This is a genomic window from Mucilaginibacter sp. Mucisp73 (genome assembly GCF_059491465.1).
The window spans coordinates 3,982,616-4,007,542 of sequence record NZ_CP168507.1; the positions used below are offsets into that span (position 1 = coordinate 3,982,616).

Consider the following 24,927-nt stretch of genomic DNA (forward strand, 5'->3'; position numbering starts at 1 on the left):
ACCAGCCAATGCATAGCTTAAAAAACCGCGTTTTTCGAGCGAATATCCCTTTCTTTAAAACAGAGCTTGTAAATTTTAGATGTAATTTTATCCCCGTTTGCACAAAGCATCCCTCTTTTGTTTTCAAAATTGGTTTTTGCCGCCTTAGTATATTATCATGCAAACACAACATCTGCCGAAATCATTCAAATTTATATAGTTGAAAATGAAGAAAAATTTACTGCTTGTTATTATCTCATTATCACTGGTAGTTCGCTGCTATTCGCAGGAACTGAGATCTGATAAAATATTAGCTGTTCTGAAATCTGAACTCGAAAAAGAGAACTCATACGATCTTAAAAAAGAAGACCGCATAAAACAGCTACGCAATCAGCTTAACCTCAGCGACAAAAAGAACTTTAATGCCCAATACGCCCTTTGCAGCCAGATTTTTGATGAATACCATTCCTTTAAGTTTGATTCGGCATTTATGTACGCGAGGAGGATGATCGCCCTTTCAGAAAAGTTTAACAATACCAACAAACTAATCAGGAGCCAGGTACAGCTCGGCAGCACGTTGCTTAACTCCGGTTTTTATAAAGAGGCTTTTGATGCTGTTGAGGCCATTAACATTCATGGCTTATCCGATTCGTTGAAAGCAGATTATTTTAACCTCCGCGCAAGGCTAAACGCGGGGATTAGTGATTATGATGATGACGCTTATTTCTCGAAGATCTATCGCCAGCGATCTGACGAAGATTTTAAAAATGCCGAGGTCGCAACGCCATCAAATGAGTTTGAAAAAACCATCAACATGGCATTTCAACCCGACTCGATCAGGGACAAAAAACTAACCCCCGATTTTTACTATAACTTTATCATTAGTAAGGACTTGCCCGAACACAAAGTGGCTATGGTTGCCACCAGGCTCAGTTTTGCCTACACCGGCGATAACCGGATCTTGTTCCTGGCACTTGCCGCGATAAACGATATTCGATCGTCAACCAAAGAAACACTGGCGATATTTCTGCTGGGGCAGGAACTGTTTAAGCGGAGCAAAACCGAAGACGCATATATTATGATGCAGCATGCTGTAAAAAATGCAAAGTTTTACGGAGCCCGGAGCCGGGAGGTGCAGATAGAATCCATATTACCACTTGTTGCCGGTAAGGTTATCGACCAGAAACAACACGAAAGGGATAAATTACTGATAGGCTTCCTGATATTTTTGATTGTTGCTGTAGTACTTTTCTTTTTACTGGTGATTTACCGGAAGCAGATTGAACGCATTAAAAATAACGAGCGTGTAATTAAGGAAATTAACAGCGACCTAAAAAGCATTAACGGCAAGCTCTGGGAATCATCAAGAATTAAAGAAGAATTTATTGGCTTGTTTTTTAAAACCTGTTCATCTTATATCGAAACACTTGATAAAGTTAAACGCCGTACGCAGCACAACATTAAGCTTGGCAAATACAATGAAGCCAACGCGGTGCTTGACAAAGTACAGGTAGACAAAGAAAAAGATCAATTGTATGACACTCTGGATACCATGTTTTTAACGCTCTTCCCCAATTTTATAACATCTTTCAATGCCCTGTTAAAAACCGAAGACCAGATCTGGCCTAAAAGCGGTGAAATGTTGAATGCCACCCTCCGGATCTTTGCTTTGATGCGCCTGGGGGTAAGCGAATTAGAAACTATTGCCCAAATACTTGATTATAGCGTAAGCACGGTGTACACCTACAAAAACCGGGTAAAAGTGAAGGCAATGGTACCTGCCGAGGATTTTGAGCGAAAAATAATGGAGATCAAATTTATAGATGATCTGCAACCTGTCGGTGCATCGTTATTGACCTAAGGTGCCAAAGCAAACAGCCACCGGATCCTGAAATACCCGGTGGCTGTGGGTTAAACCAACCGCTCAATAGCCGGGGTTTTGTTTGAATTGCGGGTTAACGTTCATAATATCCCGCCCGATAGGAAATATCTCGGTATGCTTGTCTCCATCAGGTTTCTTATCCCACCAGGTACCGGTGTTGAACACTCCCCAACGGATCAGGTCGGTACGTCTCCGGTTTTCACCAAGAAATTCCCGGCCCCACTCGTCAAGCATTTCCTGGTCGGTGAGCTGGCTACCATCCGGTTTATAAAGGCTTGAAGACCCATCAGGATAGTTGCGTCGCCTTACCTGGTTCAGATAATTGGCGGCACTGGCTTTATCACCCGCCCTATAACGGCACTCGGCCAGGGTATAATAAATTTCTGACAACCTAATCTCTGCGTAAGCTGAAGTGATCCTGTTAGGATCTGGTGTTGGATAAATAGGATATTTCACCATGAAAATGCCTGAGTTATGGTCGGCATGATTCATATCCGACTCCTTATCTGCAATTTTGGTTCCCGGTTTTGTGCCGAGGAACATTCCCACCTGGTCGCGGATGTAAAGTGGATAAGGGCCTTTATTGCCTTTAACGGTATCGGTGCGGCTTACACCGTTTACCAAATGCGTATAAGGCAGATAGCCATATAAAAACATACCCTCGCGAGTACTGTTGCCCAGGTTTTTATATTTCTTTAACCGCAGGTCATCGGGGTATTTATGAAATTTAACAAAAGGTTTGCCCAACTGGAAAGCGTACTCAACGCTATCTATATCGTGCCCGGGTTGTAATGCATAGCGCGGGTTAGCCTGCCCGAAATCTGTAAATCCGCAGTATAGCGGAGCTGCGTCGTAAGTCATTCCCCAAAAAAACATCCCGCCATCGTACTGCCAGTGTGTACGCGCCAGTGAGCCTGGAAAACCGTAGATCACTTCTGAGTTTAATGAGGTGTTGGTATAATCGAAAGGGGCATCCCATCGCGTATCAAGTTGATAAGCGCCATATTTACCGCTAATGATGTCACGGCAAACGGCTTCGCATTCGGCATATTTATCGGTACCGGTATAAACTTTGGCGTTGAGATAAAGTCGGGCCAGCAATGATGCAGCACCAGCTTTGGTCCAGCGCCCTATACCTGCTGCCCCAAGCTGTTGCCGGGTGGGCAATCCATCGATAGCGCCTTTCAATTCCGATTCGATGTAATTAAACATTTCTTGTGGGGTAGATTGCGGGTTACCGTGTGTAGCTGTTTTTACATCGGTAACAATTTCAATATTGCGATAAAAATCAAATGCCCGTAAATAAAACCAAGCCCGTAAGGTATGCAGTTCTGATTTAAAATCGGTTAATTCTGCATCGGTAACACTGAGTTTTGCCGGGTCTTTGATGCCTTCCATATCGGTAAGCGAGTTAGTTGCCAGCACAATGCCCTGGTAAAAGTTTGTCCATGCACCACTTGTAAAGCCATCTGTAATAGTCCAGGTATGGTAATGCATACGTTGATAGTAGCCACCATCCTGCCAATCGCCCTGGCGGTTGTAGGTAGCCATTTCATCGGTACAATCTTCGCCTGCAGCATAAACATCGTTGCCCTGGATACTCCAATACGCGTGTTCAAATGGGCGTAAAAAATCCCTGATCACATCATCCCTTCTGCTCAGAAAACTCGCGGCATCTACCTTATCATACACGTGCTCATCGAGTTTTGTACAGCTGGCAGTCAGCATGGCCGACAGTAAAATACCGCTGATATATACTTTATATTTTTTCATGTCTTTTCAATTTTAAAAGGTTGCCTGCAGGCCAAGGATTAGTTGAAGTGTAGCCGGATAATAATTCAGCGAGGTGTTCACGCCCGGGGTAAGTCCGTTAACCTGTACCAGGTCAGGATCGCCGCCGGTAAAGCTTGTAAAGGTGTGCAGGTTTCTGCCGGTGGCGTAAATACGTATTGATTTAAGGTATTTGGTTTTAAACGGCTGGGTATAACCTAAAGCCACGTTATCTATTTTTACAAACGAGCCGTTCTCCAGGAAATAATCTGAAGCGATAGCTGTTGTTGCCGAATTAGTTAACAACGAGTATTTACTTTTACTATCATAGGCCGATCTCAGCACGTTAGCATCGCTTTGGCTTGATGGTGTACCTATGTAGAAGGCAGCGGTATTGAATATTTTATAACCAAATGTGCCGCGCAGAAATATCCCCAGATCAAACCTTTTGTACCTGAAAGTATTGCCAATGGAACCGATAAACTTTGGTAAACCGTTCCCTACAAATTGTTTATCATCTGATGATGCCTGGTTGGCCTGAACTATGGTGCCATCTTTTTTATAAACCTGCAAAGCCCCATCCTTATTCACCCCTGCCGAGCGCAGCGTATAAAACTCGCCAATGCTACGTCCTTCCTGGATACGCTGTATATTACCCGGCGATCCCGGAGCAGGCAAACCGGCCAATTCAACAAATGGCGCGCCTTTGTAAACATCGTTAGAGAAGGAAATGAACTTGTTACGGTTATAAGCCAACGCCGCGGTTATGTTATAACTGAAATCAGGCTGCCTGATTACGCTGCCATTTAAAGCCAATTCCAGGCCATAGTTTTTCATAGTACCTACGTTGGCGAAGGTTTGCGATTGGGAGTTTGGCGGCAAGGGCACGTTATAATAACCAAGCAAATCCTTGTTTTTGCGGATGTAATAATCAAGTGAACCAGAGATGCGGTTATCCAGGATAGAAAAATCAATACCAGCGTTAAAGTTGATCGATTTCTCCCATTTTAAATCGGGGTTTACGTTTGATGTAGGGCCATAAACCTGGTAAGTTTGGCCGTTGTACGGAAAATAGCCCGCACCACCATATAACAGCAATGAAAGATAACTATCGAAATCCTGGTTACCTGTAACCCCGTAATCTGCACGTAGTTTAAGATCGTTTACCCATGGCAGCGCGCCTTTCATGAAACTTTCTTCGGATACACGCCAGGCAGCCGAAGCTGCAGGAAAATTACCCCATTTGTTTTTTATACCAAATTTGGACGATCCTTCCCTGCGCAAGCTTGCCGTAAGAATATAACGATTGTTAAAATCATAATTCAAACGACCGAAGAATGAGATCAATGTTGAGCCATTCTGCGTTGAACTTACGGCAGATTGGCCCTGCCCGGCGGCACCACCGTTGTATAAACCCGAGCCAAGATTGTTCCACAGGTATGAATCGAATGGAAAATCATAATTCTGGGCGTAAAAGGTATTATAGTTGTAAAGGGTATATGAATAACCGCCTAAGGCTTTGAGGTGATGTCGACCGAGATCAAGCGAATAATTTCCTGTCCATTCCACGTTTTTCTGGTCATTCTCTTCCTGCCGCTGCGATGCGAAATTGGTTTGGGTTATTTTGCCCGCGTGCAAAATTGATGATAATGTTGAAGGGGTAAAATTGAAGCTCCTGGTCGATTTACTGATTTCAGATATTGTTACCGTTGTGCTCAGGTTTTTAAGAATATTTACCCTTAACGATCCGTTAAGATCCATTTCTTTGATTTGCGCTTCAGATTTGATCACATTAGCGTTCTCAACCGGATTATTGGAGAAAAAGCCGGTATTGATATAGTTGTACCTTCCCGCGTTATCGTAAATTGGATAAGTCGGGTTTAAAGTGAGCGCGTTGTTGAAATTACCCTGATCAGAGTTTTTGGTATTCATATACCTCGGTGCGATATTTAAGGAAGCCACGAAAACGCCATTGTCTGATGTATGGTTTACGTTGATCCTCGCGCCATATTCCTTTTTATGCGCCCGCAAGTCAATTCCATCCGCATTGCGGTAGTCGGCCGATGCGAAGTAATTCGTTTTACCAGAACCACCTGACAATTGAACCGTATGTTTTTGAGCAAATGCCGGCGAATTGGTAACCGCATCCATCCAGTTTGTTTTAGCGCCGTAATCCTGTCCCTGGCTATTTTTTACCCTGTCGGCAATAAACTGTTCGGGTGTAAGGTTTTGCAGTTGATTAGTTAAATAGTCAAAACTGGCATAACCTTCATAAAACGTACGCGCCTGCGATGAGCCTTTTTTTGTGGTGATGATGATAACGCCGTTGCTTCCGCGTGTACCGTAAATAGCCGATGCGGCACCGCCTTTAAGCACATCGATGCTTTCAATATCATTTTGGTTGATATTATCAATGTTGCCGCCGGGTACACCATTCACCACATACAGCGGCCCTAAACCTGCGTTACGCGATGAAACGCCCCGCAACTGAACACTGGGCGATGAATTGGGATCTGCACCGGAAGTATTGGTAATACTAAGTCCTGCAACCTTTCCCTGTAACGACATTAGGGGGCTGTTTGAGGCCACCGGAAGCAGATCTTTTGAGGAAACGTGTGTAATAGCGCTCGATACTTCACGTTTATCAAGCGTGCCATAGCCAACGCTTACAACAACCACCTCCTGCAATGAATTATTTGCCGCGGAAAGCGCTACGTTTAATGTGGCATCGGCAGTTAACGGCATTTGTTTGGACGTGTAGCCGATATATGAAAAAGAGATCGTTTTAGCAGATGCGGGAACGCTAAGCGTATAAACGCCCTTAGCATTAGATGTAGTACCTACCGACATCCCGGTTACCACAATACTTACACCTGGTAAAGGCGAACCGTCGGCAGCATCCGTAACAGTACCGGATATAGTTCTGTTTTGTGCCAACGCCGTCCCGGTAAAAATGCAACAGAGCACTATGGCGCTTAGCCTGAGTAAAAGTTTCTTGTACATAAAAAGAAATTATAGATTGATTTTTGAGGTTAATTTGGCCGTGAAAATAAAGCCTCCGGCCACGACGAAAATGAGTGCCATTAAGGCGGGGAATGTGCCCGGTTTTCTGTTTTCATAAAGTGAGATTTTGATGGCCGCCAGGTATTGGCAAAGCGCAAATTGGTATGTTGTGAAATTAGAAAGTTAGTAATCCCAAATACACAATCGCGGCCGGCATCCGCAAAAAATCTCATAACAAACAGACACAAATACCTGTATAACAATTAAATAACTTAAATAATAACAAGAAAAATCTCAATAAAAAACAAGGTTGGAACCTGAATGCTTTTGACGAAAGCAAAAATGCATTTGAAAGTTTCACTCCGTCAGAATGGTAATTGATATGGGAATTTTTATAGAATATCTTCGTGCCAAAGACAAATTAGCTACTCCTTGTATAAAATTAGTGATAACACTGAATTATACATTTATGCAGTTTCACTATACGAATTGTACATGGGCGCTACCAAGGCAGAAAAAGAAGAGGATGTGAAATATTAACCGAAGATATTTCTGTTTTACCTTTTACAGCAGAAGTAGCTGCGAAAGCAGCTCAAATTTACCATCAGTTAAAATCAACCAATCAATTAATAGATTCAGGGGCATTTTTATTGCAGCAACCTGCATCGTAAATGAGCGGCCGATTGTAACACTAAATAAAAAGCATTTTCAACGCATTAAGGAATTAAAACTTGTTTAGATTGAGGTTCTCCAGCCCTTATAAGAAAACGGTATCTTAAAAGCTCTTAGCGGTTCGCTAAGGGCTTTTTTATTTAGCCATCCCAATAATAATTTCCCCTACGCCGACCGTGTAGCTTTCTCAATATCATCCCACATTTCATCCGGTATCATTTCGAGCCCGCTGAACTGACCGGCACCCTGCAGCCATTCTCCCCCATCGATGGTAATCACCTCGCCATTAATGTATCCTGAATAATCGGACACCAAAAAAGCGGCTAGGTTAGCCAGCTCCTGGTGTTCGCCTACACGTTTAAGCGGCACCCTGTTTTTGAAATCAAACTTTTGGGCCATATCTCCGGGCAATAATCTTTCCCATGCGCCTTTGGTGGGAAATGGGCCCGGCGCAATTGCATTGGCACGGATGCCATGTCTGCCCCACTCAACGGCTAAGGACCTGGTCATGGCCAGCACACCGCCTTTTGCACAGGCCGAGGGCACAACATAAGCCGAACCTGTAAAAGCATAAGTGGTTATGATATTCAGGATGTTTCCGGGCATTTTTTCCCTGATCCAATATTTGCCCAAAGCCAGCGAACAATTGGCCGAACCTTTTAAAACAATATCAATGATAGCCGAAAAAGCGTTTGCCGATAAACGCTCCGTAGGCGAAATAAAATTACCGGCCGCGTTATTCAATAGTGCATCAACCTGCCCAAATGTTTCAATAGCTTGCTGCAGCATTGCTTCAACCTGGTCGTACTTCCGCACGTCGCAGGCTATTGGCAATACTTTACGCCCGGTTTCGGCTTCCATTTCGGCTGCAGTTTGTTGCAGCACCTCCAATTTGCGACTGGTAATTACCAGGTTAGCGCCCAAATGCAAAAAGTAAGTCCCCATGGCCTTACCTAAACCTGTTCCGCCGCCGGTTACAATGATGGTTTTTCCTTTTAAAGCATTATCTCTTAACATTCCACCGGCAGTTGCGGCGTTTGGATTTACGGAACTATTTGGAATCGTCGGATCAGTCATCGTCAATTATTTAACAGCTGTATTCTTTGATTTTAAATTCTGGATCATCATCTGCAGGCCTTGCCTGGTTTCGGGCGCCCACCATTGCTTCAGCATCTTATCAAGCGTATCGGTTTGGTCGGCCTTTAGTTTCCCTATCAACTCTTTTCGCAAATTCAATTTACTTTCCGTCCAGGTAACAGGGTTCAATTTCATAAAAGCTGTTACTTTTTCTATTGCAGCGTTCATTAACTTATCTGGTGAAACAACTTCATCAATCAGCCCGGCTTCCAGTGCTTCGTTTACCTTAAGCAGCTTACCTTCTATTAAATACTGATAAGCTTTACGCTGACCAAGCCAAAATGCATATAAATTAAAAACACTATCAGGCACAATAATACCAACCGGAACTTCATTTAAGCCGATGATAAATGCTCCTTCTACCATCACCCGAAAATCGCAGCAAATGGCTAATATACAGCCGCCAGCCGGGCTGTGACCACTAATAGCAGCTACCAAAGGTTTCCTGAAAGCGGCTAAAGTATTTTGTAACGCCAAAAAATCCACCCAAAATTGGCGGCTTTGCGCTTCATCATAATCATAAGCCTCAATCAGGTCGATCCCCGACGAGAAAAAGCCTTCCTTACCGGTTAAGATAATCCCGCCCACGTTGTCATCTTGCTCCAATGTTTTGATACAGGCCGCCAATTCTTTAACCATTTCATGACTGATGGCATTCGACCGCCCCCTGTCAAGCGAAATCACTACCAATCGACCCTGTATTGTTGTTTGAAATGTATTCATCGGTTAATTTACAAGGGTTGGGTCCTCACTTACTTCGCAGGGATACATTTTATCTATCTCGGTTTTGTATTTTTCGGTGATCACTTTCCGTTTCATTTTACCTGTTGGGGTAAGCTCACCGCTATCTATCGACCATTCATTGGGGAGCAAGGTTATCTTCTTCACCTGTTCAACATGGTTAAATTCGGGATTATAGTTATTGATAATGGATTGATAAAGCTCAATAACCTTCGCATTTTTAACTAATTCACTATTGGATGAAAAAGTGATGTCATTTTCCTTACACCAGGGTTTTAAATGGGTGTAAGATGGTACAATGAGCGCCGCGACAAATTTCTTTTCCGCACCAACAACCATCATCTGCTCAATAAAATAATTTTCCTTCATCTTATTTTCGATGGGTAGCGGGGCCACGTATTTACCGCCAGAAGTTTTAAAGATCTCTTTTTTACGATCTGTTATTTTCAGGAACGAATCGTTGTCCAGTTCGCCTATATCCCCGGTATGGAACCAGCCGTCTTCCAGTACCTCTGCCGTTAGTTCAGGGTTTTTATAATAGCCTAACATCACATTCGGACCTTTACAAAGGATCTCACCATCGGCGGCTATCTTCACCTGTACACCGCTAAGCAAACGACCTACGGTGCCAAATTTCCTCCCGCTTTTTTCATAACAGTTAACAGCAATTACAGGCGATGTTTCGGTAAGCCCATAACCTTCCATAATCACAATATTGGCAGCGGTAAAAATTCTTTCCAGCTTAATGGGGCAGGCCGAACTGCCGACTACGATGGCTTTTATATTTCCGCCTATAGCAGCACGCCATTTGCTGTAAACCAATTTATCGGCTATGGCCAGTTTGATCTTATACGGTAGGCTGGTATTATTAATTTCATAAGCTTCGGCCAGTTTTACCGACCAGAAAAAGATCTTCCTTTTGATCCCGGTTAGTTTCTGCCCCTGCACCATAATTTTCTCAAACACTTTTTCGAGCAAGCGCGGCACGGCGGTAAAAAGTGAAGGCTTTACCTCTTTCATATTTGCGCCTATGGTGTCCATACTTTCGGCGTAATAAATAGAAAAACCGTAGTACAGATAAACATAGGTACACATCTTTTCAAAAATGTGGTTCAGGGGCAAAAAGCTCAAAGCACGTTTTTCTGTAACGGGGATCCGGCTAAGAATGTCGCCGGATGCCGAGGCGTTGGTCATGATGTTTTTATGCGTAAGCATTACCCCTTTTGGCCGGCCCGTAGTGCCCGAAGTATAAATGATGGTTGCCACATCATCTTCGGTGATCTGATCATTTATCTGCTGTATTTTTTGCTGATAACCTTCTGGCAATGGCTTAAGCAATGTGCCCCAATAATCACAGCCGTCGATGTTATCGAAAGTAAATATGCCTTTTAACGAGGGGATATTTAAATGAACTTCCTTAACCTTATCGCATAAATCTTTACTGCTTACAAATACATATTTAACTCCGGCCTCGTTCAGGATCTGCTCAATTTCTTTAGTCCCTGTATTAGGGTATAGCGGGACCAATATGGCACCCGTTTGCTGTACTGCCAGATCGGTTATGATCCACTCAGGCCTGCCGTTGCTTATCAAACCTATTTTATCACGGCCTTCGGTAGTGCCGTCACCGCCTGAAACTCCCAGGGCCAACAGGGCCGCGGATAGCTGGTTGATCATGGCATGCACTTCTTGGGTGCTGTATGACCTCCAGGAACCATTCTCCTTCGCATTCAAAAGATCCACCTTAGGCTCCTTAGCCTGGGTAATCATGCAATCAAACAATCTTGTCGCCTTTTCCATGCTTGCAATGGTTTAGATAAAGGTAAATTCCTATAATAGTTCAAATACACCCGCCGCACCCTGCCCGGTGCCTACACACATGGTAACCATGCCATACTTTTTCTCCCGCCGTTTCAATTCGTTAAAAAGCTGAACAGAAAGTTTGGCGCCGGTACAACCAAGCGGGTGACCAAGCGATATAGCACCGCCGTTTACATTTACAATGTCGGGATTAAGCTCCAGCTCTTTTATTATGGCCAGTGATTGTGAAGCAAAAGCTTCATTCAATTCTATCAAATCGATATCCTGCTGTTTCATCCCTGCCATTTTCAACACTTTAGGAATGGCAACAAGCGGACCTATCCCCATAATGCGCGGCGGCACGCCTGCAACGGCGTAATTAACCAGCCGGGCAATAGGTTTAAGGTTGTTCTGTTTCATAAAACGTTCGCTAACCACCATCACAAACGCAGCCCCATCACTGGTTTGCGACGAATTACCGGCGGTAACCACTCCCTTTGCATCGAATACCGGTTTAAGCTTAGCCAGGGCGTCAATTGAGGTATCGCTGCGCGGACCTTCATCTGTATCTATCTTAAATTCCCTTTTCGCTTTTTTGCCGCTCTCATCTACATAGGTTTCCACAATATTTACCGGCGCTATTTCATCTTTAAACTTGCCTTCTTTAATAGCATTGATGGCTTTTTGGTGGGAGTTATAAGCAAACTGGTCCTGCTCTTCGCGGCCAATATGATATTCTTTAGCAACAGCTTCGGCGGTAAGGCCCATGCCCCAGTAATAATCAGGATGGGCAAGGGCAATATCGGCATTAGGTACAATGCGCCAGCCCCCCATCGGGATCAGGCTCATACTTTCCACACCGCCCGCAATAATACAATCGGCAATACCGCTGTGTATTTTTGCTGATGCTATGGCAATTGTTTCCAGCCCCGATGAGCAATAGCGGTTCACCGTCATGCCGGGTACTTTATCGGTATCAAGCGCCATTAATGAAATCAGCCTCGCAACATTCAATCCCTGTTCGGCTTCGGGTGTAGCATTGCCTACAATTACATCATCAATCTGTTCTTTATCAACATTCGGCACTGATGCCAGCAGATGCCTGATCACATCCGCCGCAAGCGTATCCGGACGGGTAAACCTAAACCCGCCCCGGGTAGCTTTTCCAACAGCGCTGCGGCTGGCTGCCACTATATATGCGTTCATTTTATTGAGATTTTATACTTAAAAAATTAGTTCCTTAACACTTTTCCACCGGTTAAAATGGATTGAATGCGTTCAAGCGTTTTCTTTTCGGTACAAAGCGAAACAAAGGCTTCACGCTCCAACCCCAGCAAATATTCCTCGCTAACCATTGAAGGCTGGGACAGATCACCGCCCGAAAGCACATAAGCCAGTTTCTGCGAAATTTTTACATCGTGCTCGCTGATGTAATTACCGCTGTACATGGTATTGGCCCCTACATAACCCAAACCAAGAGCCTGTTTGCCCAGTACCCTGATATCTTCGCGTGGAATAGGCTGTATGTACCCTTCGTTCGCCATCTGCAGGCATTGCTGTTTAGCTTCGGCAAGTAGCCTGTCGCGCGATACTACCACTATGTCCCTGCCCTTCTTAAGATAGCCAAATTCAAAAGCCTCATAAGCCGAAGTGGATACTCTTGCCTGACCAATGGTTAAAAAACGGTCGCGGAAATTATTGAGTTCTATATCGCCTTCCTGGAGTTCGTCTGACAGGCGCAGGGCAAATTCCTTTGTGCCCCCGCCTCCGGGAATCAAGCCAACACCAAACTCAACCAAACCCATGTATAGCTCGGCATGTGTCACTACCTTATCGGCATGCAGGCACATTTCGCAGCCACCACCCAGGGCCATTTGATGAGGTGCTATGACCACCGGGATCGCTGAATAACGGATCCTCATCATCGTGTTCTGGAAAGCCTTGATCACCATATTGAGCTCGTCAAACTCCTGCTCAACGGCCATCATAAATATCATACCCACATTGGCCCCTGCGCTAAAGTTTGCGCCCTCGTTTGATATAACCAGACCTTTATAGCTTGCCTCGGCAAGGGTGATGGCTTTATTGATGCCTTCAATCACCTCGCCGCCTATTGTATTCATTTTGGTATGAAATTCCAGGTTCAAAATACCATCACCGATATCTGTAATGGTAGTACCGCTATTTTTCCACACCGTATTTGTTTCCCGGATATTACTGAGCAAAATCAGGCCTTCGGTACCAGGAATCACCTGGTAGCTTTTCGACGGAATATCATAATACAGGCGTTTGCCATCTTCTATTTTATAAAAGCTTTTTGCACCCGCCACAAGCATGTCATATACCCATTGGGCCGGTTTGTTTCCCACGGCTTCCATGGCTTTTACCGTATCCTCAACACCAAGCGCGTCCCATTTTTCAAACGGGCCCAGTTCCCAGCCGAAGCCCGCATTCGTGGCTGCGTCTATTTTATAAAGTTCGTCGGCTATTTCGGGAATGCGGTTACTGGCATAGGCAAATAACTGATAAAAGGTAGCCCGGTAAAAATCGCCGGCTTTGTCTTTTGCTGTAACCAGGATCCTGAGCCTATCTTTTAAGTTATCAACCGCCTTTGTAGTTTCAAGCGAGGCGAATTTTACTTTTTGAGAGGGCTTGTACTCAAGCGTTCTCAGATCGAGCGCATAAAACTGGTTTCCACCTTCGCCTTTTTCCTTCTTATAAAAACCCTGGCCGGTTTTACTGCCCAGCCAGTTATTTTTTAGCATTCCCTCAACAAATGAAGGGATTTTAAATAGTTCCCTTGCCTCATCATCGGGCGCGTTTTTGTAAAGACCGTTGGCAACATGTACCATCGTATCTAAACCCACCACATCATTGGTGCGGAAGGTGGCCGATTTTGGATGACCTATTACAGGGCCTGTCAGTTTATCAACCTCTTCAACCGTCATACCGGTTTGCTCCACATAATGCAGCACACTCATGATGCTGAAAACCCCGATGCGGTTACCGATAAATGCCGGCGTATCTTTAGCTAATACTGTAGTTTTCCCCAGATATTTTGCGCCATAGTCCATCAAAAAATCAACAACGCCCGCTAAGGTGTCTTTTGTGGGAATGATCTCCAGTAATTTTAAATACCGGGGAGGGTTAAAGAAATGGCTTCCACAGAAATATTTTTTAAAGTCATCGCTCCTGCCTTCGGCCATTAAATGTATCGGGATACCGGATGTATTGGAAGTGATCAGCGTGCCGGGTTTCCGGTATTTTTCTACTGTTTCAAAGACATGTTGTTTTATATCCAGCCGTTCAACTACTACCTCTATCACCCAGTCGCAATCCGCAATTTTGGGCATATCATCTTCAAAATTGCCGGTTATGATACGTTTTGCGAATGATTTAAGGTAGATGGGCGAGGGGTTTGACTTTAACGCGAAGTCCAGCGCGTCATTAACAATTTTATTCCGCGTTTTTTTATCTGCCGGGGCATCCTTGGGTACAATATCAAGCAACAGTACCTGTACGCCGATATTTGCAAAGTGGCAGGCTATACGACTGCCCATTACTCCCGACCCCAATACTGCAACCTTTTTTATAATTCGTTTAGCATTCATTAGTATCTGCTTGTGTTATTAAAACTCTTATCTTTAGTTTACTCTGCCCGCGACCAGGTTGTTGTCCGCCCGAAAAGCGAAATACCAATGTATCCGCGGATATCCAGGGTTTTACCTTTATAGGTCATTTTGCAGGAGTATGTTTTGCCGTTATTAGGATCGTAAATTGTTCCGCCCGAGTATTTGTTATCGCCGTCTTTTACAAAATCGGCCAATACGGGTAATCCCAGCCTCGGCCTTGAACGCAATTTTTCGTCGCTATTCATTTCGTCAACTTTCGGCTTCCCATCTTTTAATGGTTCCTTAAGCCATACCACCTTACCATAAAACTTACCGTTGCTTTCTTTAGTGATCTGGATTTTGGCGGTTTTTACATCGTTGTACCATAAACCTTCAATTTTATCGGTTTGCGCTTTTGCGTTGATGCTTACCGCCACAATTGTTAGCAGGATTAATACAAAACGGGTGAAATGTTTTTTTGATGCTGACATTGCCTTAGGTGTTTTTTATCGTTAAAAACAAGTCGGTTTTTAGATCATCTGTCGCATTTACCCCATATCAAAACGGGTATCAGAAGCCACCTAAAAAGAGACAGAGTAGAATTATAAAATGGTTAAATAATTTAGTCCCGGCATAGTTACCGGGATGGTTTATAATAACAAATATCTATTTCTGCGGCGCTTTATAAAGGTCTAAACGGCGGAAACATTTGTCAATATTTCGGAATTAAAGTTAACTGGTTTTATTTGATAACTGCGTTACAAGCTGGATATATTGCTGCATGGCATGATCGGCGGTAGTGCCCTTCTGTTTTAGCCAGGCATCATATTTTGCTTTAGCTACAAAATCAAACATACCCGGAGGGTTTTCTGTATTTATATCGCCTTCCGTTGCTTGTTTATATAAACTATACAGGCGTAATAATGTTTCATTATCTGGCTTTGAGGGCAATTGTTTACTTTGTTTAACTGCTTCTTCAAAAGCACTATTTAGATCAGTCATAGTTAAATTATATAAAAGCTAAAAGCGGAAGGCATAAAGCTTAAAGCTGATTATTAGTTTCGGTTAATTGCTATATTAAATTATTCAGGCCGGGTTCACATCTTCTACATAATCGCTGCTCCGTGGCGCCTTCATAAACATCTGGCTTAGTTCGGAGGGCAATATGGCCAACTTACGCTTTTCCATATCTATCCATGAACCTTCGGCATTTACGATTGCAGCTTTAACACCGTCGCCCCGGTACAGTTCATGCCTGATTGCCCAGCGCGAACCATCAGGCCGGGATTTGATAAGCTCACAGGTTACTCCGATCTGCTCATTGATCCCTATTTCTCTGAGATAAATCATCTCTTCCCTGAATAATACCGGCCCTATTTTGTATTCATAAAGTGTTGGCAGCTTTAAGCCCAGGTTTTCCAGCATAATTATCCGGGCCTGCGCCGCAAAATCAGCATAAGCAGAATGCCGCATGTGCTGGTTCGAATCTATCTGCGACCACAGCACCTGTCCTTCATAAAAAAACTCCATAACCTTGATTATTTATTGATGATGTTCCTTGAACTTTTTAACAGCTGCTGTTAGTCGAGGCAAAATCTCCAACGCATCACCCACAACACCATAATTGGCGGCTTTAAAAAACGGTGCTTCCGGATCCTTATTAATCACAACAATAGTTTTTGAACCGTTTACTCCCGCCAGGTGCTGAATAGCACCAGATATGCCCACCGCGATATACAGATTTGGACGAACAGTGCCACCTGTTTGGCCCACATGTTCGTGATGCGGCCGCCAGTGCGAATCGGCTACCGGGCGCGAGCAGGCTGTGGCGGCACCCAATTCTTTTGCCAGATCCTCCAGTATGCCCCAGTTTTCCGGGCCTTTTAAACCCCTGCCTCCCGAAACAACCAGCTCGGCATCGGCGAGCGGGACTTCACCGGTCACTTTATTTACCGATTTCACTTTTACGCCAAAATCCTTTTCGCTAAAGCTAACATCCAGTTGCTCAACAATCGCCTTACCCTCCTCCTTTTTCGCCGGGAAAGTGTTAGGCATCAGCATAATCACCTTTACGTCGCTTAAAATATTTACATAGGCTAAAGCCTTGCCCGAAAACACAGCCTTTTTAATCGCAAACCCATTGTCTGTATCAGGATACGAAAGCGCACCGGCCACCAGGCCTGCTTTTAATTTTACAGCCACCCGCGGCGCTACCGCCCTGCCCCTGATATCATGAAGAGTTACAATTACTTTACTATTCTCCTTTTGTGCCGCGGCTATTAACGCGCTGGCATATGCCCTTGAGTGTAACTCGTCCAACCGGCCATCGGCAACGTGCAGCACTTTTTGAGCACCGTACTGGCCAAGGTTTTCCATTTCAGCTCCGGCAATACTGCCTAAAGCAACGGCAGTTAGCGTAGTGCCCATTTTTCCAGCTATCTGCGCGGCATACTGCACAGCCTCAAAGCTTTGTTTTTTTATAATTCCTCCGGTATGTTCTACCAATACTATTACAGACATTTCTTTGTTTTTTTAGTTAGAAGTTAACTGTTTAAAAACTATTTAAGTTTTTCGGGTAGAGACGCATAATTGCGTCTCCCGCAGGGCAAGCGGCTTTACTTATCTTTTTCAATTGCCATAATTTGCATTCGGGAGACGCAATTATGCGTCTCTACATTTAATAATAATTGACATTATATAACCTTAGCCTCTGTGTGCAACAGCTCTACCAGTTCATCCATATCATCCGGACTTACCAGCTTGATACCGGCCTTGGCAGGCGGCAATTCATATGACAGTATTTCGGTTACAGCAGTTATTCCTGAAGGCGTAATGACCTTTAACGGACGCGTACGTGCTGCCATGATGCCGCGCATATTGGGAATGCGGGCTTCGGCAACACCTTTCTGGCAGGAAATAACCAGCGGTAAATTACAGGCATCTGTTTCTTCACCGCCTTCTATTTCACGATTTATCACAGCAGTATTGGCCTCTATACTAATCCCGGTTGCAAAACCAATGTAATCGAGGTCAAGCAACTCGGCCAGCATGGCGCCTGTAGTGCCATTGTTGTAATCGATAGATTCTTTGCCGCATAAAATAAGGTCATAACCAACCCCGGCGGCATATTCGGCTATATAATGAGCCGTTTCATAAGGGTCATGGCTCTCAGCATCAATACGGACAGCTTCGTCGCCGCCCAGGGCTAATGCTTTCCTGATCACGGGCTCAACATCGGCCTTACCTACGGTTATCAAATGAATTTCGGTGGCGATACCGCTTTCTTTTAATTCGATAGCCCTGATCAACGCGTACCATTCATCATACGGGTTGATCACATAAGTAACACCATCGCTGTTAACAGAAGTATTATTATTTTTTAATACAATTTTGGTGCTGGTATCCGGCACCTGGCTTATACACACTAATATTTTCATTATCAGAATTTTGTTTTTTTAGGTTGATGTTATTCGGAAAAATAAACGCGGGGATCGTGAGATTTTCCCCTTCGTGCACGTCTTTAATGACTTAATTATTAATGGAAAAATTATGTCATTTCGAACGAACCCTTGAAGGGCGTGCTCCAGCCGGTGAGGAGAAATCTTCTACGCCCTATTTTAACCCGCACATCTCATATAAGATTTCTCACCCTTGCCCCGTTATTTCCCGCCCTTCAAGGGTTCGAAATGACATTTTCTTTTGTTTGAAATGATGTGTTCCCACAACAATAAAAAAGTGGTGAAGCACTAAAAGCAATATTTATTTTCTGCAATGAGCTTTGCAGCGATATTTCTGCGTGCCTGGGTGGTATTGATGTCTTCGGTTTTAGTGAAGCGCTTTAGTCCCATGAGCATCATCCTTCTTTCGTCGCCTTCGGCAAATGAGTTTAGTGCTTCTTTACCCGATTTTGCAATATGTTCGGCCGCGTCATTGATGTACACCCGCATCATATCCAATTGTTCCTTACACGCTTCTTCTCCTCTTAAGCCAACCAATTTCTCTACCCTCAATTGCAGCGATTCGCTTACATACAGCTCAATCAGCATATCCGCCAGGTTCATCAATACTTCCTGCTCTTTACTCAATTGCATCATTAGTTTTTGAACAGCCGCACCGGCTACCATCAATATGGCTTTTTTAAAATTGGCTATGTATTTCTTTTCTTTAGTAAACAGGCCATCTTCTTCGGTTGCGCCAAAATCAGGGATGCTCATCAATTCACCGGCTACTTTCTGGGCCGGTCCCATCAGGTCAAGCTCACCCTTCATGGCGCGTTTCAGCGTCATATCAACGGTTAATAACCTGTTAATTTCATTGGTGCCCTCAAAAATCCGGTTGATCCTCGAGTCGCGGTACGACCTGTCCATCGGTGCCTCGGCACTATATCCCATACCACCATAGATCTGCACACCTTCATCGGTTACATAGTCCAGAACCTCCGAAGCATGAACTTTAAGGATCGCCGCTTCGATGGCAAATTGCTCAGTGCCTTTCAGTTTAGCTTTGTTTTCATCAAGGCCGGAAGCGATTAACATTTCTGTAGCCTCCTCCATATTCTGACTGGCCCTGTACACGGCCGATTCTGCCGCGTAAGTACGGATAGCCTGTTCGGCCAGTTTATATCTTATCGCCCCATATTTGGAAATAGCGCGACCGAACTGTTCCCGTTCATTGGCGTAACGTACCGATGAGGTGATCACATCCTTACTGGCCCCAACGGTGCCGCCGCCTAATTTGATGCGGCCGAGATTCAGGATGTTGACTGCTATCTTAAAACCATTCTGCCTTTCGGAAAGGAGGTTTTCAACCGGCACTTTGCAATCGTTAAAAAACACCTGGCGCGTTGAGCTCCCTTTAATCCCCATTTTGTGTTCTTCCGTATTGAGCGAAAGACCTTCAAAATCCTTTTCAACAATAAACGCGCTCAGGTTTTCATCGTCATCTATCTTGGCAAAAACCGTAAACACATCGGCAAAACCAGCATTGGTGATCCACATTTTTTGACCGGTGATAAGATAATGCTTACCATCGGCCGAAAGTTTTGCTCTGGTTTTACCCGAATTGGCATCTGAACCTGCAGCAGGTTCAGTAAGGCAATAAGCCCCCTTCCATTCGCCGCTGGCCAGTTTGGGGACGTACTTTTGCTTTTGGGCATCATTACCGTAGTATAATATAGGCAGGGTACCTATACCTGTATGCGCCGAAAAAGCAACCGAAAATGAATGGCCTGCACCTAACTTTTCTGTAACCAGCATGGCCGTTTTGAAATCTTTACCAAAACCGCCATACTCTTCCGGTACAGATATACCTAACAATCCAAGCGCACCTGCTTCGTCCATTAAATGACGCATTAATCCCTCTTCCTGCTCGTCAATGCGCTGCAAATTTGGTGTTACCTGCTGTGCCAAAAAATTGGTACATGTTTCGGCGATCATCAACTGCTCTTCATTCCATTCTTCAGGAATAAAAACGCTTTCCGCGGAAGTCTCCCTGATCAGAAACTCCCCTCCTTTTATGGCTTTCATCGGTTCTGTAGCATTCATAAAGTTTTATTGGTTTATAATCAGGAGTAAAATTAGAAGCATTATGAAGCCAAAGAAAGGGCAGCAATGCGGAGATATTAGTCAAAAAGTCGGAAAGAAGAGGGGATGATCAGGTTTGAAAAATGTGGTATAACGGTAAAGCAGAAGTGCTCAGAGGAAAAAAATGTCATTGATAGAAAGATTAACCTATCCCTTAGTTTATTTTGTGCGCGATGGCTTTGCATGTTACATGAGATGGGTACACTTCTGTGTATTATCACACTCCGCCTATAATGGCGCCGTTTTAAGTCATTGATTATCAAACACACGACCGGATCGGCATTATTTATGGCGTTGCCTGCGGCCCGGGCTGTACGCTCATACTACACAGGCCTTAGCCACAGGCCGGTATCCGCTCCCATCCCTAACGCAACCCCTCGCACCATCGCTAAAAAATATTTTATACGTTATCACGATTTTTCCGGGTCCCCTGATCGTTATTTGCAATGAGATGTTTTTGTCTAAACGACAACAATCAATGCGCAGATATCGCTCTATAGTCAGAAGGCGACATGCCGGTATGTTTCTTAAAATATTTGCCAAACGATGATTGGTCGGGGAAATGGATGCTCTCGGCGGCGCGGGCGATGCTGATCTCGTGATTCCTCAGTAATACTTTGGCTTCCAATATTACCGCGTCGTCTATCCATTCGCCCGCGGTTCGCCCGGTTACTTCCTTAATGGTTTCGGTTAAATGTTTGGGAGATACATACAGCGCGTCGGCATAGTATTGCACGCTGCGATGTTCTTTATAATGATGGAAAATGAGGGACTGGAAAAGTACATTCAGTTCCTGTTTCCTGGTTTGTTTACCTTTTATTATCAGGTGTTGCTTTTCGTAAATGGCCTGTATTTCGTAAAGCAGCGTCATTAATATGCTCCTGGATATTTCAACATCATAAGGATGCCCTTCGCGCGCTAATTTGCACTGGATCAATAAATAAATTTCCAGTATCATTTTGGCATCGGCATTACCGGGATAAATTACCGGGATAGACGCGCTGTTGAAATAACTGAATGATTCAAGGAAATGGCTATTAGCATTATTTTCGATTAAAAAAGCTTTGCTGAAAACAACAAACCGGCATAAAAAATCGGCACTGCTATCGTAGATCCTCAAAACATGAAAGGGGGTTGCCAGAAGCATGGCATCCGGCCGGGCATCGTAAACCTGCAGGTTTACTTCTACTTTGGCTGTGCCCCGGGTACAAATGCCTATAATATAACCGTCCGAACGATAAGGATATTCGCTCAGGCTCAATAATTGCTTTTCGTCAACAACAAAAAAATCGGCACCAGCCAGCTTGTCTGCATACAGATCTGCAAATTTCGACAGGCTTAATTGTCCAACTTTATTATTCATATAGTTTAGATATATAATTTTAACTATTTATTTATTAAAGACGATTGTAAAGCAACTTTTCTTATCTGGTATTAAAATTAAGCTTTATCCGACTTTTTGACTAATATCTCCGCATTATAGCCCTTTTTTTCTTTTTAATCCAAACTAATTTTATCCCTGACAGTTTCAAATTGTAACCTACAAGCAATTTCCTGTCACGAACCAATTATATTTTTATGAGAAAAATTCTACTATTGGTGCTCACCGCAGCACCGCTGTTAGCTTTTTCCCAGGGTTTCCAGGTGAACCTGGGGGGGCAAAAGCAAATAGGAATGGGCCATACAGGTACGGGTATCGTACAGGATGGCGCTTCCGTATTTTTTAACCCGGGCGCGGTAGCCATGCTGCCCGAAAATTACATACAGGGAGGAATAAGCCCCTTACTGTTCAAATCTGTTTTCAACCCCGCCGGAACCTCAATACAGGACCATACTTCCAATAAAGTTGCTACCCCGTTCCATGCTTATGCGGTATGGGGGCCCAAATCTTCCTTCTGGAAACTGGGGCTTGGCGTTTATACTCCTTTTGGCGGCTTAACCGACTGGGGCAATACCTGGCAAGGCAAATATGTACTGGAAAGCCTCGACCTGAAAGCTATTTATATTCAACCAACATTAAGTATAAAACTGGCCGACTGGGTGAGTATCGGCGGAGGCTTTGTTTACAACCATGGCAGCGTTGATCTGACGCGGGCCATCCCACTTGCAAACAGCAGCGGCGACCCAGGACAGGCCCGGTTGAAAGGCGGCGGCAAAGGCTACGGGTGGAACGCGGGCGTTTACTTCAAAACGGAAGCAGGTATTACCATAGGGATCACACACCGGTCGCAGGTAAATACCACAATTTCGGCAGGGAACGCTATTTTTACTGTGCCTGCATCGCTGCAAAGCAGTTTCCCTCAGCCCAATACCTTTAGTTCAACCATACCCCTGCCCGCCACTAACTCCATCGGTTTCGGCTTTTACCCCAGCAGCAAATGGATATTGGCCCTGGATGTTAATCTGGTTAACTGGGATAGTTACAAAACGCTATCGTTTGATTATAAAAACAATACGGCTGTATTACAGGACACCCACTCCGCCCGGAATTACCAACAGGCATTTAGCTTACGCGGGGGCGCTCAATATAAGGCTACCGATAAACTGGCCCTGCGTTTTGGCGGCGGTTATGGCGGCACCGCTGTTTTGGATGGCTATGTAACTCCCGAAGTGCCGGATGCCAACCGGGTTTATGGTACCCTGGGCTTAGGTTATACCGTAGCCAAACGCCTGGATATAGATATCTCCTTTGAGTACGAGCACCTAATGAAGCGCACGCAAACCAATATCGAATCGCAATTATCGGGAACATTTAAAACCGATGTTTACATACCAGGTATCTCATTAGCCTATCATTGGTAATCCTTAAAGAAATCAGTTCATGAAAACGTTTAAACTACATATTTATATTGTTGCAGGGTTACTGTTATTAGGTGCCTGCAAGCCCGAAATCCATACGCCAAAACCATCCGCAGGTTCTGTTGATTTTTCACGATACATTGCGTTGGGTAATTCGCTCACTGCCGGTTATGCCGATGGGGGCTTATACCTTGCAGGTCAGCAAGTATCTTATCCCAGCATCATCGGCAAGCAAATGCAGTCGGTGGGCGGGGGTACATTTACGCAGCCGCTATTCAGCACGGCCCAGGCAAATGGGTCCGGGTATTTATCACTTACCGGTTTTAATGCCGATGGCACACCGATTACAACTCCTGTAACTACCAATCTGGCAGTACGCGGCTTATTGCCTGTACCCGGCTTCGGAAACGTGACTTTATATACCAAATACACCGGCGATATCAATAATTACGGTGTGCCCGGCATTAAGCTGATGCATATCACCTACGCACCTTATGGCAACCTTAACGGGTATTTTGAACGACTGTTGCCCGGTAACGCGCCAACAAATTCCACCACTTATCTCAATTTTGTAATGTCGAAGCCATTCACTTTCTTCTCAAACTGGCTGGGGAACAATGACGCTTTAAGTTACGCCACATCCGGTGGGGCCGGCGACGTGCTGACAGACAAAAATACTTTTGCTGCTCTGTATAATGTATTGATCAACACCCTCACTGCCAAGGGACAGAAAGGCGTAGTTGCAACCGTACCGGATGTAACCTCAATACCTTATTTTAATACCATCACCGTTTCTGCAATACTGGCTGGCGTACAAAAAGCCAATCCAAATGCAAAAGCATTGTATATCAACGCGCTGGTTTCTGGCAGTACTTATGCGCCGCGCGTAGCGACGCCTAACGATCTTATCGTACTTACCTTCCCCACAAGCAAGATCGGGCAGCCGGTTGCAACTCCTGTTGGTAACCTGCCTTACGGTTTAACGCCGTATACGCCGATAGATAACCAATATGTACTTGACGAAAAGGAAGTTGCTCTTACCGGGGATTATGTAACTTCTTATAACACCACCATAAAATCTGTAGCGGCGGCAAAAGGCCTGGCTGTATTTGATGCATATACCTTTCTGCAAAATATTAAACTGAACGGGATGGTGGTTGACGGTGTAAGCGTTAACTCAAATTACATCAGCGGCGGTCTGTTCTCATTGGATGGAGTACACCTTACACCGCGCGGGTATGCAATTGTGGCCAATGAATTTATCAAAGCCATTAATGATAAATATAATTCATCAATACCACAGGTGAATATATCAGATTATAACGGGGTTAAGTTTCCCTGATCGTTAGTCAGAAGTCTTAAGTCGAAAATCTTGATTTCTAAGTCGATAGGGATAAATCCTAACTTAAAACTCAAGACTTTCGACTTAGAACTAAATTTATCCCGCAGCACTATCCGGTTCAGATTCATCGCCTGGCTCCCAAAGCTCAATAATGTTCCCTTCCGGATCGAGAATATGAACAAATTTGCCATAATCATACTCAGCAATCTCGTCAATAATGGTTACGTCATCTTTTTTTAATTCATCTACCAGCGCAACGATATTTTCTACCCGGTAATTAATCATAAACGGCTTGGCCGACGGATTAAAATATTGGGTATCCTGCGGGAACGTACACCAGGAGGTGGACCCTATTTTCGACGGATCATCTGCATGCCGCCACTCAAACGTTGTTCCGTACTGGCCGGAAGGCAGTCCAAGGTTTTTGACATACCATTCGTTCATACCTTTCGGATCGTCGCATTTAAAAAATACGCCTCCAAGGCCCGTTACTTTTTTCATAGTTTATTGAGTTTGTATGATTAAGGTGCTATAACACAGAGAAATTTGTACACATCTTAAAGATTATTAACATCAATAAATACTTTATGATGTACAACGTTTTGAGCA

General features: G+C 44.3%; 18 protein-coding genes. 3 read left to right on the forward strand and 15 right to left on the reverse strand.

All coding sequences use genetic code 11. From position 1 onward, the window contains the following. Nucleotides 1–205: 205 nt before the first annotated feature. Nucleotides 206–1,840, forward strand: coding sequence for a SusR family glycan utilization regulator (susR, locus tag ACEN82_RS16570; RefSeq protein WP_413322257.1), 1,635 nt, complete (start codon nucleotides 206–208; stop codon nucleotides 1,838–1,840). Between the two features lie 63 nt (nucleotides 1,841–1,903). On the opposite strand, the gene ACEN82_RS16575 is transcribed toward susR, so the two are convergent. The 14 genes from ACEN82_RS16575 to ACEN82_RS16640 form a co-directional block, all read right to left on the reverse strand. Beyond that, the gene (locus tag ACEN82_RS16575) at nucleotides 1,904–3,634 is read right to left on the reverse strand and encodes a RagB/SusD family nutrient uptake outer membrane protein (protein ID WP_413322258.1); all 1,731 of its coding nucleotides are present in this window, start codon (nucleotides 3,632–3,634) and stop codon (nucleotides 1,904–1,906) included. Between the two features lie 12 nt (nucleotides 3,635–3,646). Further along, complete coding sequence (locus ACEN82_RS16580) at nucleotides 3,647–6,634, reverse strand: SusC/RagA family TonB-linked outer membrane protein (protein WP_413322259.1); 2,988 nt, start codon at nucleotides 6,632–6,634, stop codon at nucleotides 3,647–3,649. 837 nt (nucleotides 6,635–7,471) lie between these two features. Continuing rightward, nucleotides 7,472–8,383 (reverse strand): SDR family oxidoreductase, encoded by a 912-nt coding sequence (locus tag ACEN82_RS16585; protein WP_413322260.1) that lies wholly within the window; start codon nucleotides 8,381–8,383, stop codon nucleotides 7,472–7,474. A 6-nt stretch (nucleotides 8,384–8,389) separates the two neighbouring features. Further along, the gene (locus tag ACEN82_RS16590) at nucleotides 8,390–9,166 is read right to left on the reverse strand and encodes an enoyl-CoA hydratase/isomerase family protein (RefSeq protein WP_413322261.1); all 777 of its coding nucleotides are present in this window, start codon (nucleotides 9,164–9,166) and stop codon (nucleotides 8,390–8,392) included. A gap of 3 nt (nucleotides 9,167–9,169) precedes the next feature. Continuing rightward, nucleotides 9,170–10,984: an AMP-dependent synthetase/ligase gene (locus tag ACEN82_RS16595; protein WP_413322262.1), complete on the reverse strand. Its 1,815-nt coding sequence runs from the start codon at nucleotides 10,982–10,984 to the stop codon at nucleotides 9,170–9,172. Between the two features lie 30 nt (nucleotides 10,985–11,014). Continuing rightward, the gene (locus ACEN82_RS16600; protein WP_373614385.1) at nucleotides 11,015–12,190 is read right to left on the reverse strand and encodes an acetyl-CoA C-acyltransferase; all 1,176 of its coding nucleotides are present in this window, start codon (nucleotides 12,188–12,190) and stop codon (nucleotides 11,015–11,017) included. 26 nt (nucleotides 12,191–12,216) lie between these two features. Beyond that, complete coding sequence (locus ACEN82_RS16605) at nucleotides 12,217–14,595, reverse strand: 3-hydroxyacyl-CoA dehydrogenase/enoyl-CoA hydratase family protein (protein WP_413322263.1); 2,379 nt, start codon at nucleotides 14,593–14,595, stop codon at nucleotides 12,217–12,219. 38 nt (nucleotides 14,596–14,633) lie between these two features. Beyond that, nucleotides 14,634–15,086, reverse strand: coding sequence for a DUF2147 domain-containing protein (locus ACEN82_RS16610; protein WP_129568879.1), 453 nt, complete (start codon nucleotides 15,084–15,086; stop codon nucleotides 14,634–14,636). Nucleotides 15,087–15,327: 241 nt separating this feature from the next. Continuing rightward, nucleotides 15,328–15,597: an acyl-CoA-binding protein gene (locus ACEN82_RS16615; protein WP_413322264.1), complete on the reverse strand. Its 270-nt coding sequence runs from the start codon at nucleotides 15,595–15,597 to the stop codon at nucleotides 15,328–15,330. Nucleotides 15,598–15,681: 84 nt separating this feature from the next. Then, complete coding sequence (locus ACEN82_RS16620) at nucleotides 15,682–16,125, reverse strand: acyl-CoA thioesterase (RefSeq protein ID WP_413322265.1); 444 nt, start codon at nucleotides 16,123–16,125, stop codon at nucleotides 15,682–15,684. 12 nt (nucleotides 16,126–16,137) lie between these two features. Beyond that, nucleotides 16,138–17,115, reverse strand: a complete 978-nt coding sequence (locus tag ACEN82_RS16625; protein ID WP_413322266.1) for an electron transfer flavoprotein subunit alpha/FixB family protein — start codon at nucleotides 17,113–17,115, stop codon at nucleotides 16,138–16,140. 173 nt (nucleotides 17,116–17,288) lie between these two features. Then, on the reverse strand, nucleotides 17,289–18,032 hold the full coding sequence (locus tag ACEN82_RS16630; protein WP_413322267.1) for an electron transfer flavoprotein subunit beta/FixA family protein: 744 nt from the start codon (nucleotides 18,030–18,032) through the stop codon (nucleotides 17,289–17,291). Between the two features lie 309 nt (nucleotides 18,033–18,341). Continuing rightward, the gene (locus tag ACEN82_RS16635) at nucleotides 18,342–20,138 is read right to left on the reverse strand and encodes an acyl-CoA dehydrogenase FadE (protein ID WP_413322268.1); all 1,797 of its coding nucleotides are present in this window, start codon (nucleotides 20,136–20,138) and stop codon (nucleotides 18,342–18,344) included. A gap of 514 nt (nucleotides 20,139–20,652) precedes the next feature. Then, on the reverse strand, nucleotides 20,653–21,540 hold the full coding sequence (locus ACEN82_RS16640; protein ID WP_413322269.1) for a helix-turn-helix domain-containing protein: 888 nt from the start codon (nucleotides 21,538–21,540) through the stop codon (nucleotides 20,653–20,655). A 215-nt stretch (nucleotides 21,541–21,755) separates the two neighbouring features. Between ACEN82_RS16640 and ACEN82_RS16645 the strand changes: the two genes are divergently transcribed. Continuing rightward, entirely contained in the window at nucleotides 21,756–22,979 is a 1,224-nt protein-coding gene (locus ACEN82_RS16645; protein WP_413322270.1) for an OmpP1/FadL family transporter, read from the forward strand. A gap of 19 nt (nucleotides 22,980–22,998) precedes the next feature. Then, nucleotides 22,999–24,318: an SGNH/GDSL hydrolase family protein gene (locus ACEN82_RS16650; protein ID WP_413322271.1), complete on the forward strand. Its 1,320-nt coding sequence runs from the start codon at nucleotides 22,999–23,001 to the stop codon at nucleotides 24,316–24,318. Nucleotides 24,319–24,414: 96 nt separating this feature from the next. Here the strand turns inward: ACEN82_RS16650 and ACEN82_RS16655 are convergent, their stop codons facing one another. Further along, nucleotides 24,415–24,819: a VOC family protein gene (locus ACEN82_RS16655; RefSeq protein ID WP_413322272.1), complete on the reverse strand. Its 405-nt coding sequence runs from the start codon at nucleotides 24,817–24,819 to the stop codon at nucleotides 24,415–24,417. Nucleotides 24,820–24,927 lie beyond the last annotated feature (108 nt).

Excerpts from the sequence above, each read along its gene's own strand:
- susR (WP_413322257.1), top strand. The coding sequence starts at position 206 with ATGAAGAAAAATTTACTGCTTGTTATTATCTCATTATCACTGGTAGTT.
- ACEN82_RS16575 (WP_413322258.1), bottom strand. The coding sequence starts at position 3,634 with ATGAAAAAATATAAAGTATATATCAGCGGTATTTTACTGTCGGCCATG.
- ACEN82_RS16580 (WP_413322259.1), bottom strand. The coding sequence starts at position 6,634 with ATGTACAAGAAACTTTTACTCAGGCTAAGCGCCATAGTGCTCTGTTGC.
- ACEN82_RS16585 (WP_413322260.1), bottom strand. The coding sequence starts at position 8,383 with ATGACTGATCCGACGATTCCAAATAGTTCCGTAAATCCAAACGCCGCA.
- ACEN82_RS16590 (WP_413322261.1), bottom strand. The coding sequence starts at position 9,166 with ATGAATACATTTCAAACAACAATACAGGGTCGATTGGTAGTGATTTCG.
- ACEN82_RS16595 (WP_413322262.1), bottom strand. The coding sequence starts at position 10,984 with ATGGAAAAGGCGACAAGATTGTTTGATTGCATGATTACCCAGGCTAAG.
- ACEN82_RS16600 (WP_373614385.1), bottom strand. The coding sequence starts at position 12,190 with ATGAACGCATATATAGTGGCAGCCAGCCGCAGCGCTGTTGGAAAAGCT.
- ACEN82_RS16605 (WP_413322263.1), bottom strand. The coding sequence starts at position 14,595 with ATGAATGCTAAACGAATTATAAAAAAGGTTGCAGTATTGGGGTCGGGA.
- ACEN82_RS16610 (WP_129568879.1), bottom strand. The coding sequence starts at position 15,086 with ATGTCAGCATCAAAAAAACATTTCACCCGTTTTGTATTAATCCTGCTA.
- ACEN82_RS16615 (WP_413322264.1), bottom strand. The coding sequence starts at position 15,597 with ATGACTGATCTAAATAGTGCTTTTGAAGAAGCAGTTAAACAAAGTAAA.
- ACEN82_RS16620 (WP_413322265.1), bottom strand. The coding sequence starts at position 16,125 with ATGGAGTTTTTTTATGAAGGACAGGTGCTGTGGTCGCAGATAGATTCG.
- ACEN82_RS16625 (WP_413322266.1), bottom strand. The coding sequence starts at position 17,115 with ATGTCTGTAATAGTATTGGTAGAACATACCGGAGGAATTATAAAAAAA.
- ACEN82_RS16630 (WP_413322267.1), bottom strand. The coding sequence starts at position 18,032 with ATGAAAATATTAGTGTGTATAAGCCAGGTGCCGGATACCAGCACCAAA.
- ACEN82_RS16635 (WP_413322268.1), bottom strand. The coding sequence starts at position 20,138 with ATGAATGCTACAGAACCGATGAAAGCCATAAAAGGAGGGGAGTTTCTG.
- ACEN82_RS16640 (WP_413322269.1), bottom strand. The coding sequence starts at position 21,540 with ATGAATAATAAAGTTGGACAATTAAGCCTGTCGAAATTTGCAGATCTG.
- ACEN82_RS16645 (WP_413322270.1), top strand. The coding sequence starts at position 21,756 with ATGAGAAAAATTCTACTATTGGTGCTCACCGCAGCACCGCTGTTAGCT.
- ACEN82_RS16650 (WP_413322271.1), top strand. The coding sequence starts at position 22,999 with ATGAAAACGTTTAAACTACATATTTATATTGTTGCAGGGTTACTGTTA.
- ACEN82_RS16655 (WP_413322272.1), bottom strand. The coding sequence starts at position 24,819 with ATGAAAAAAGTAACGGGCCTTGGAGGCGTATTTTTTAAATGCGACGAT.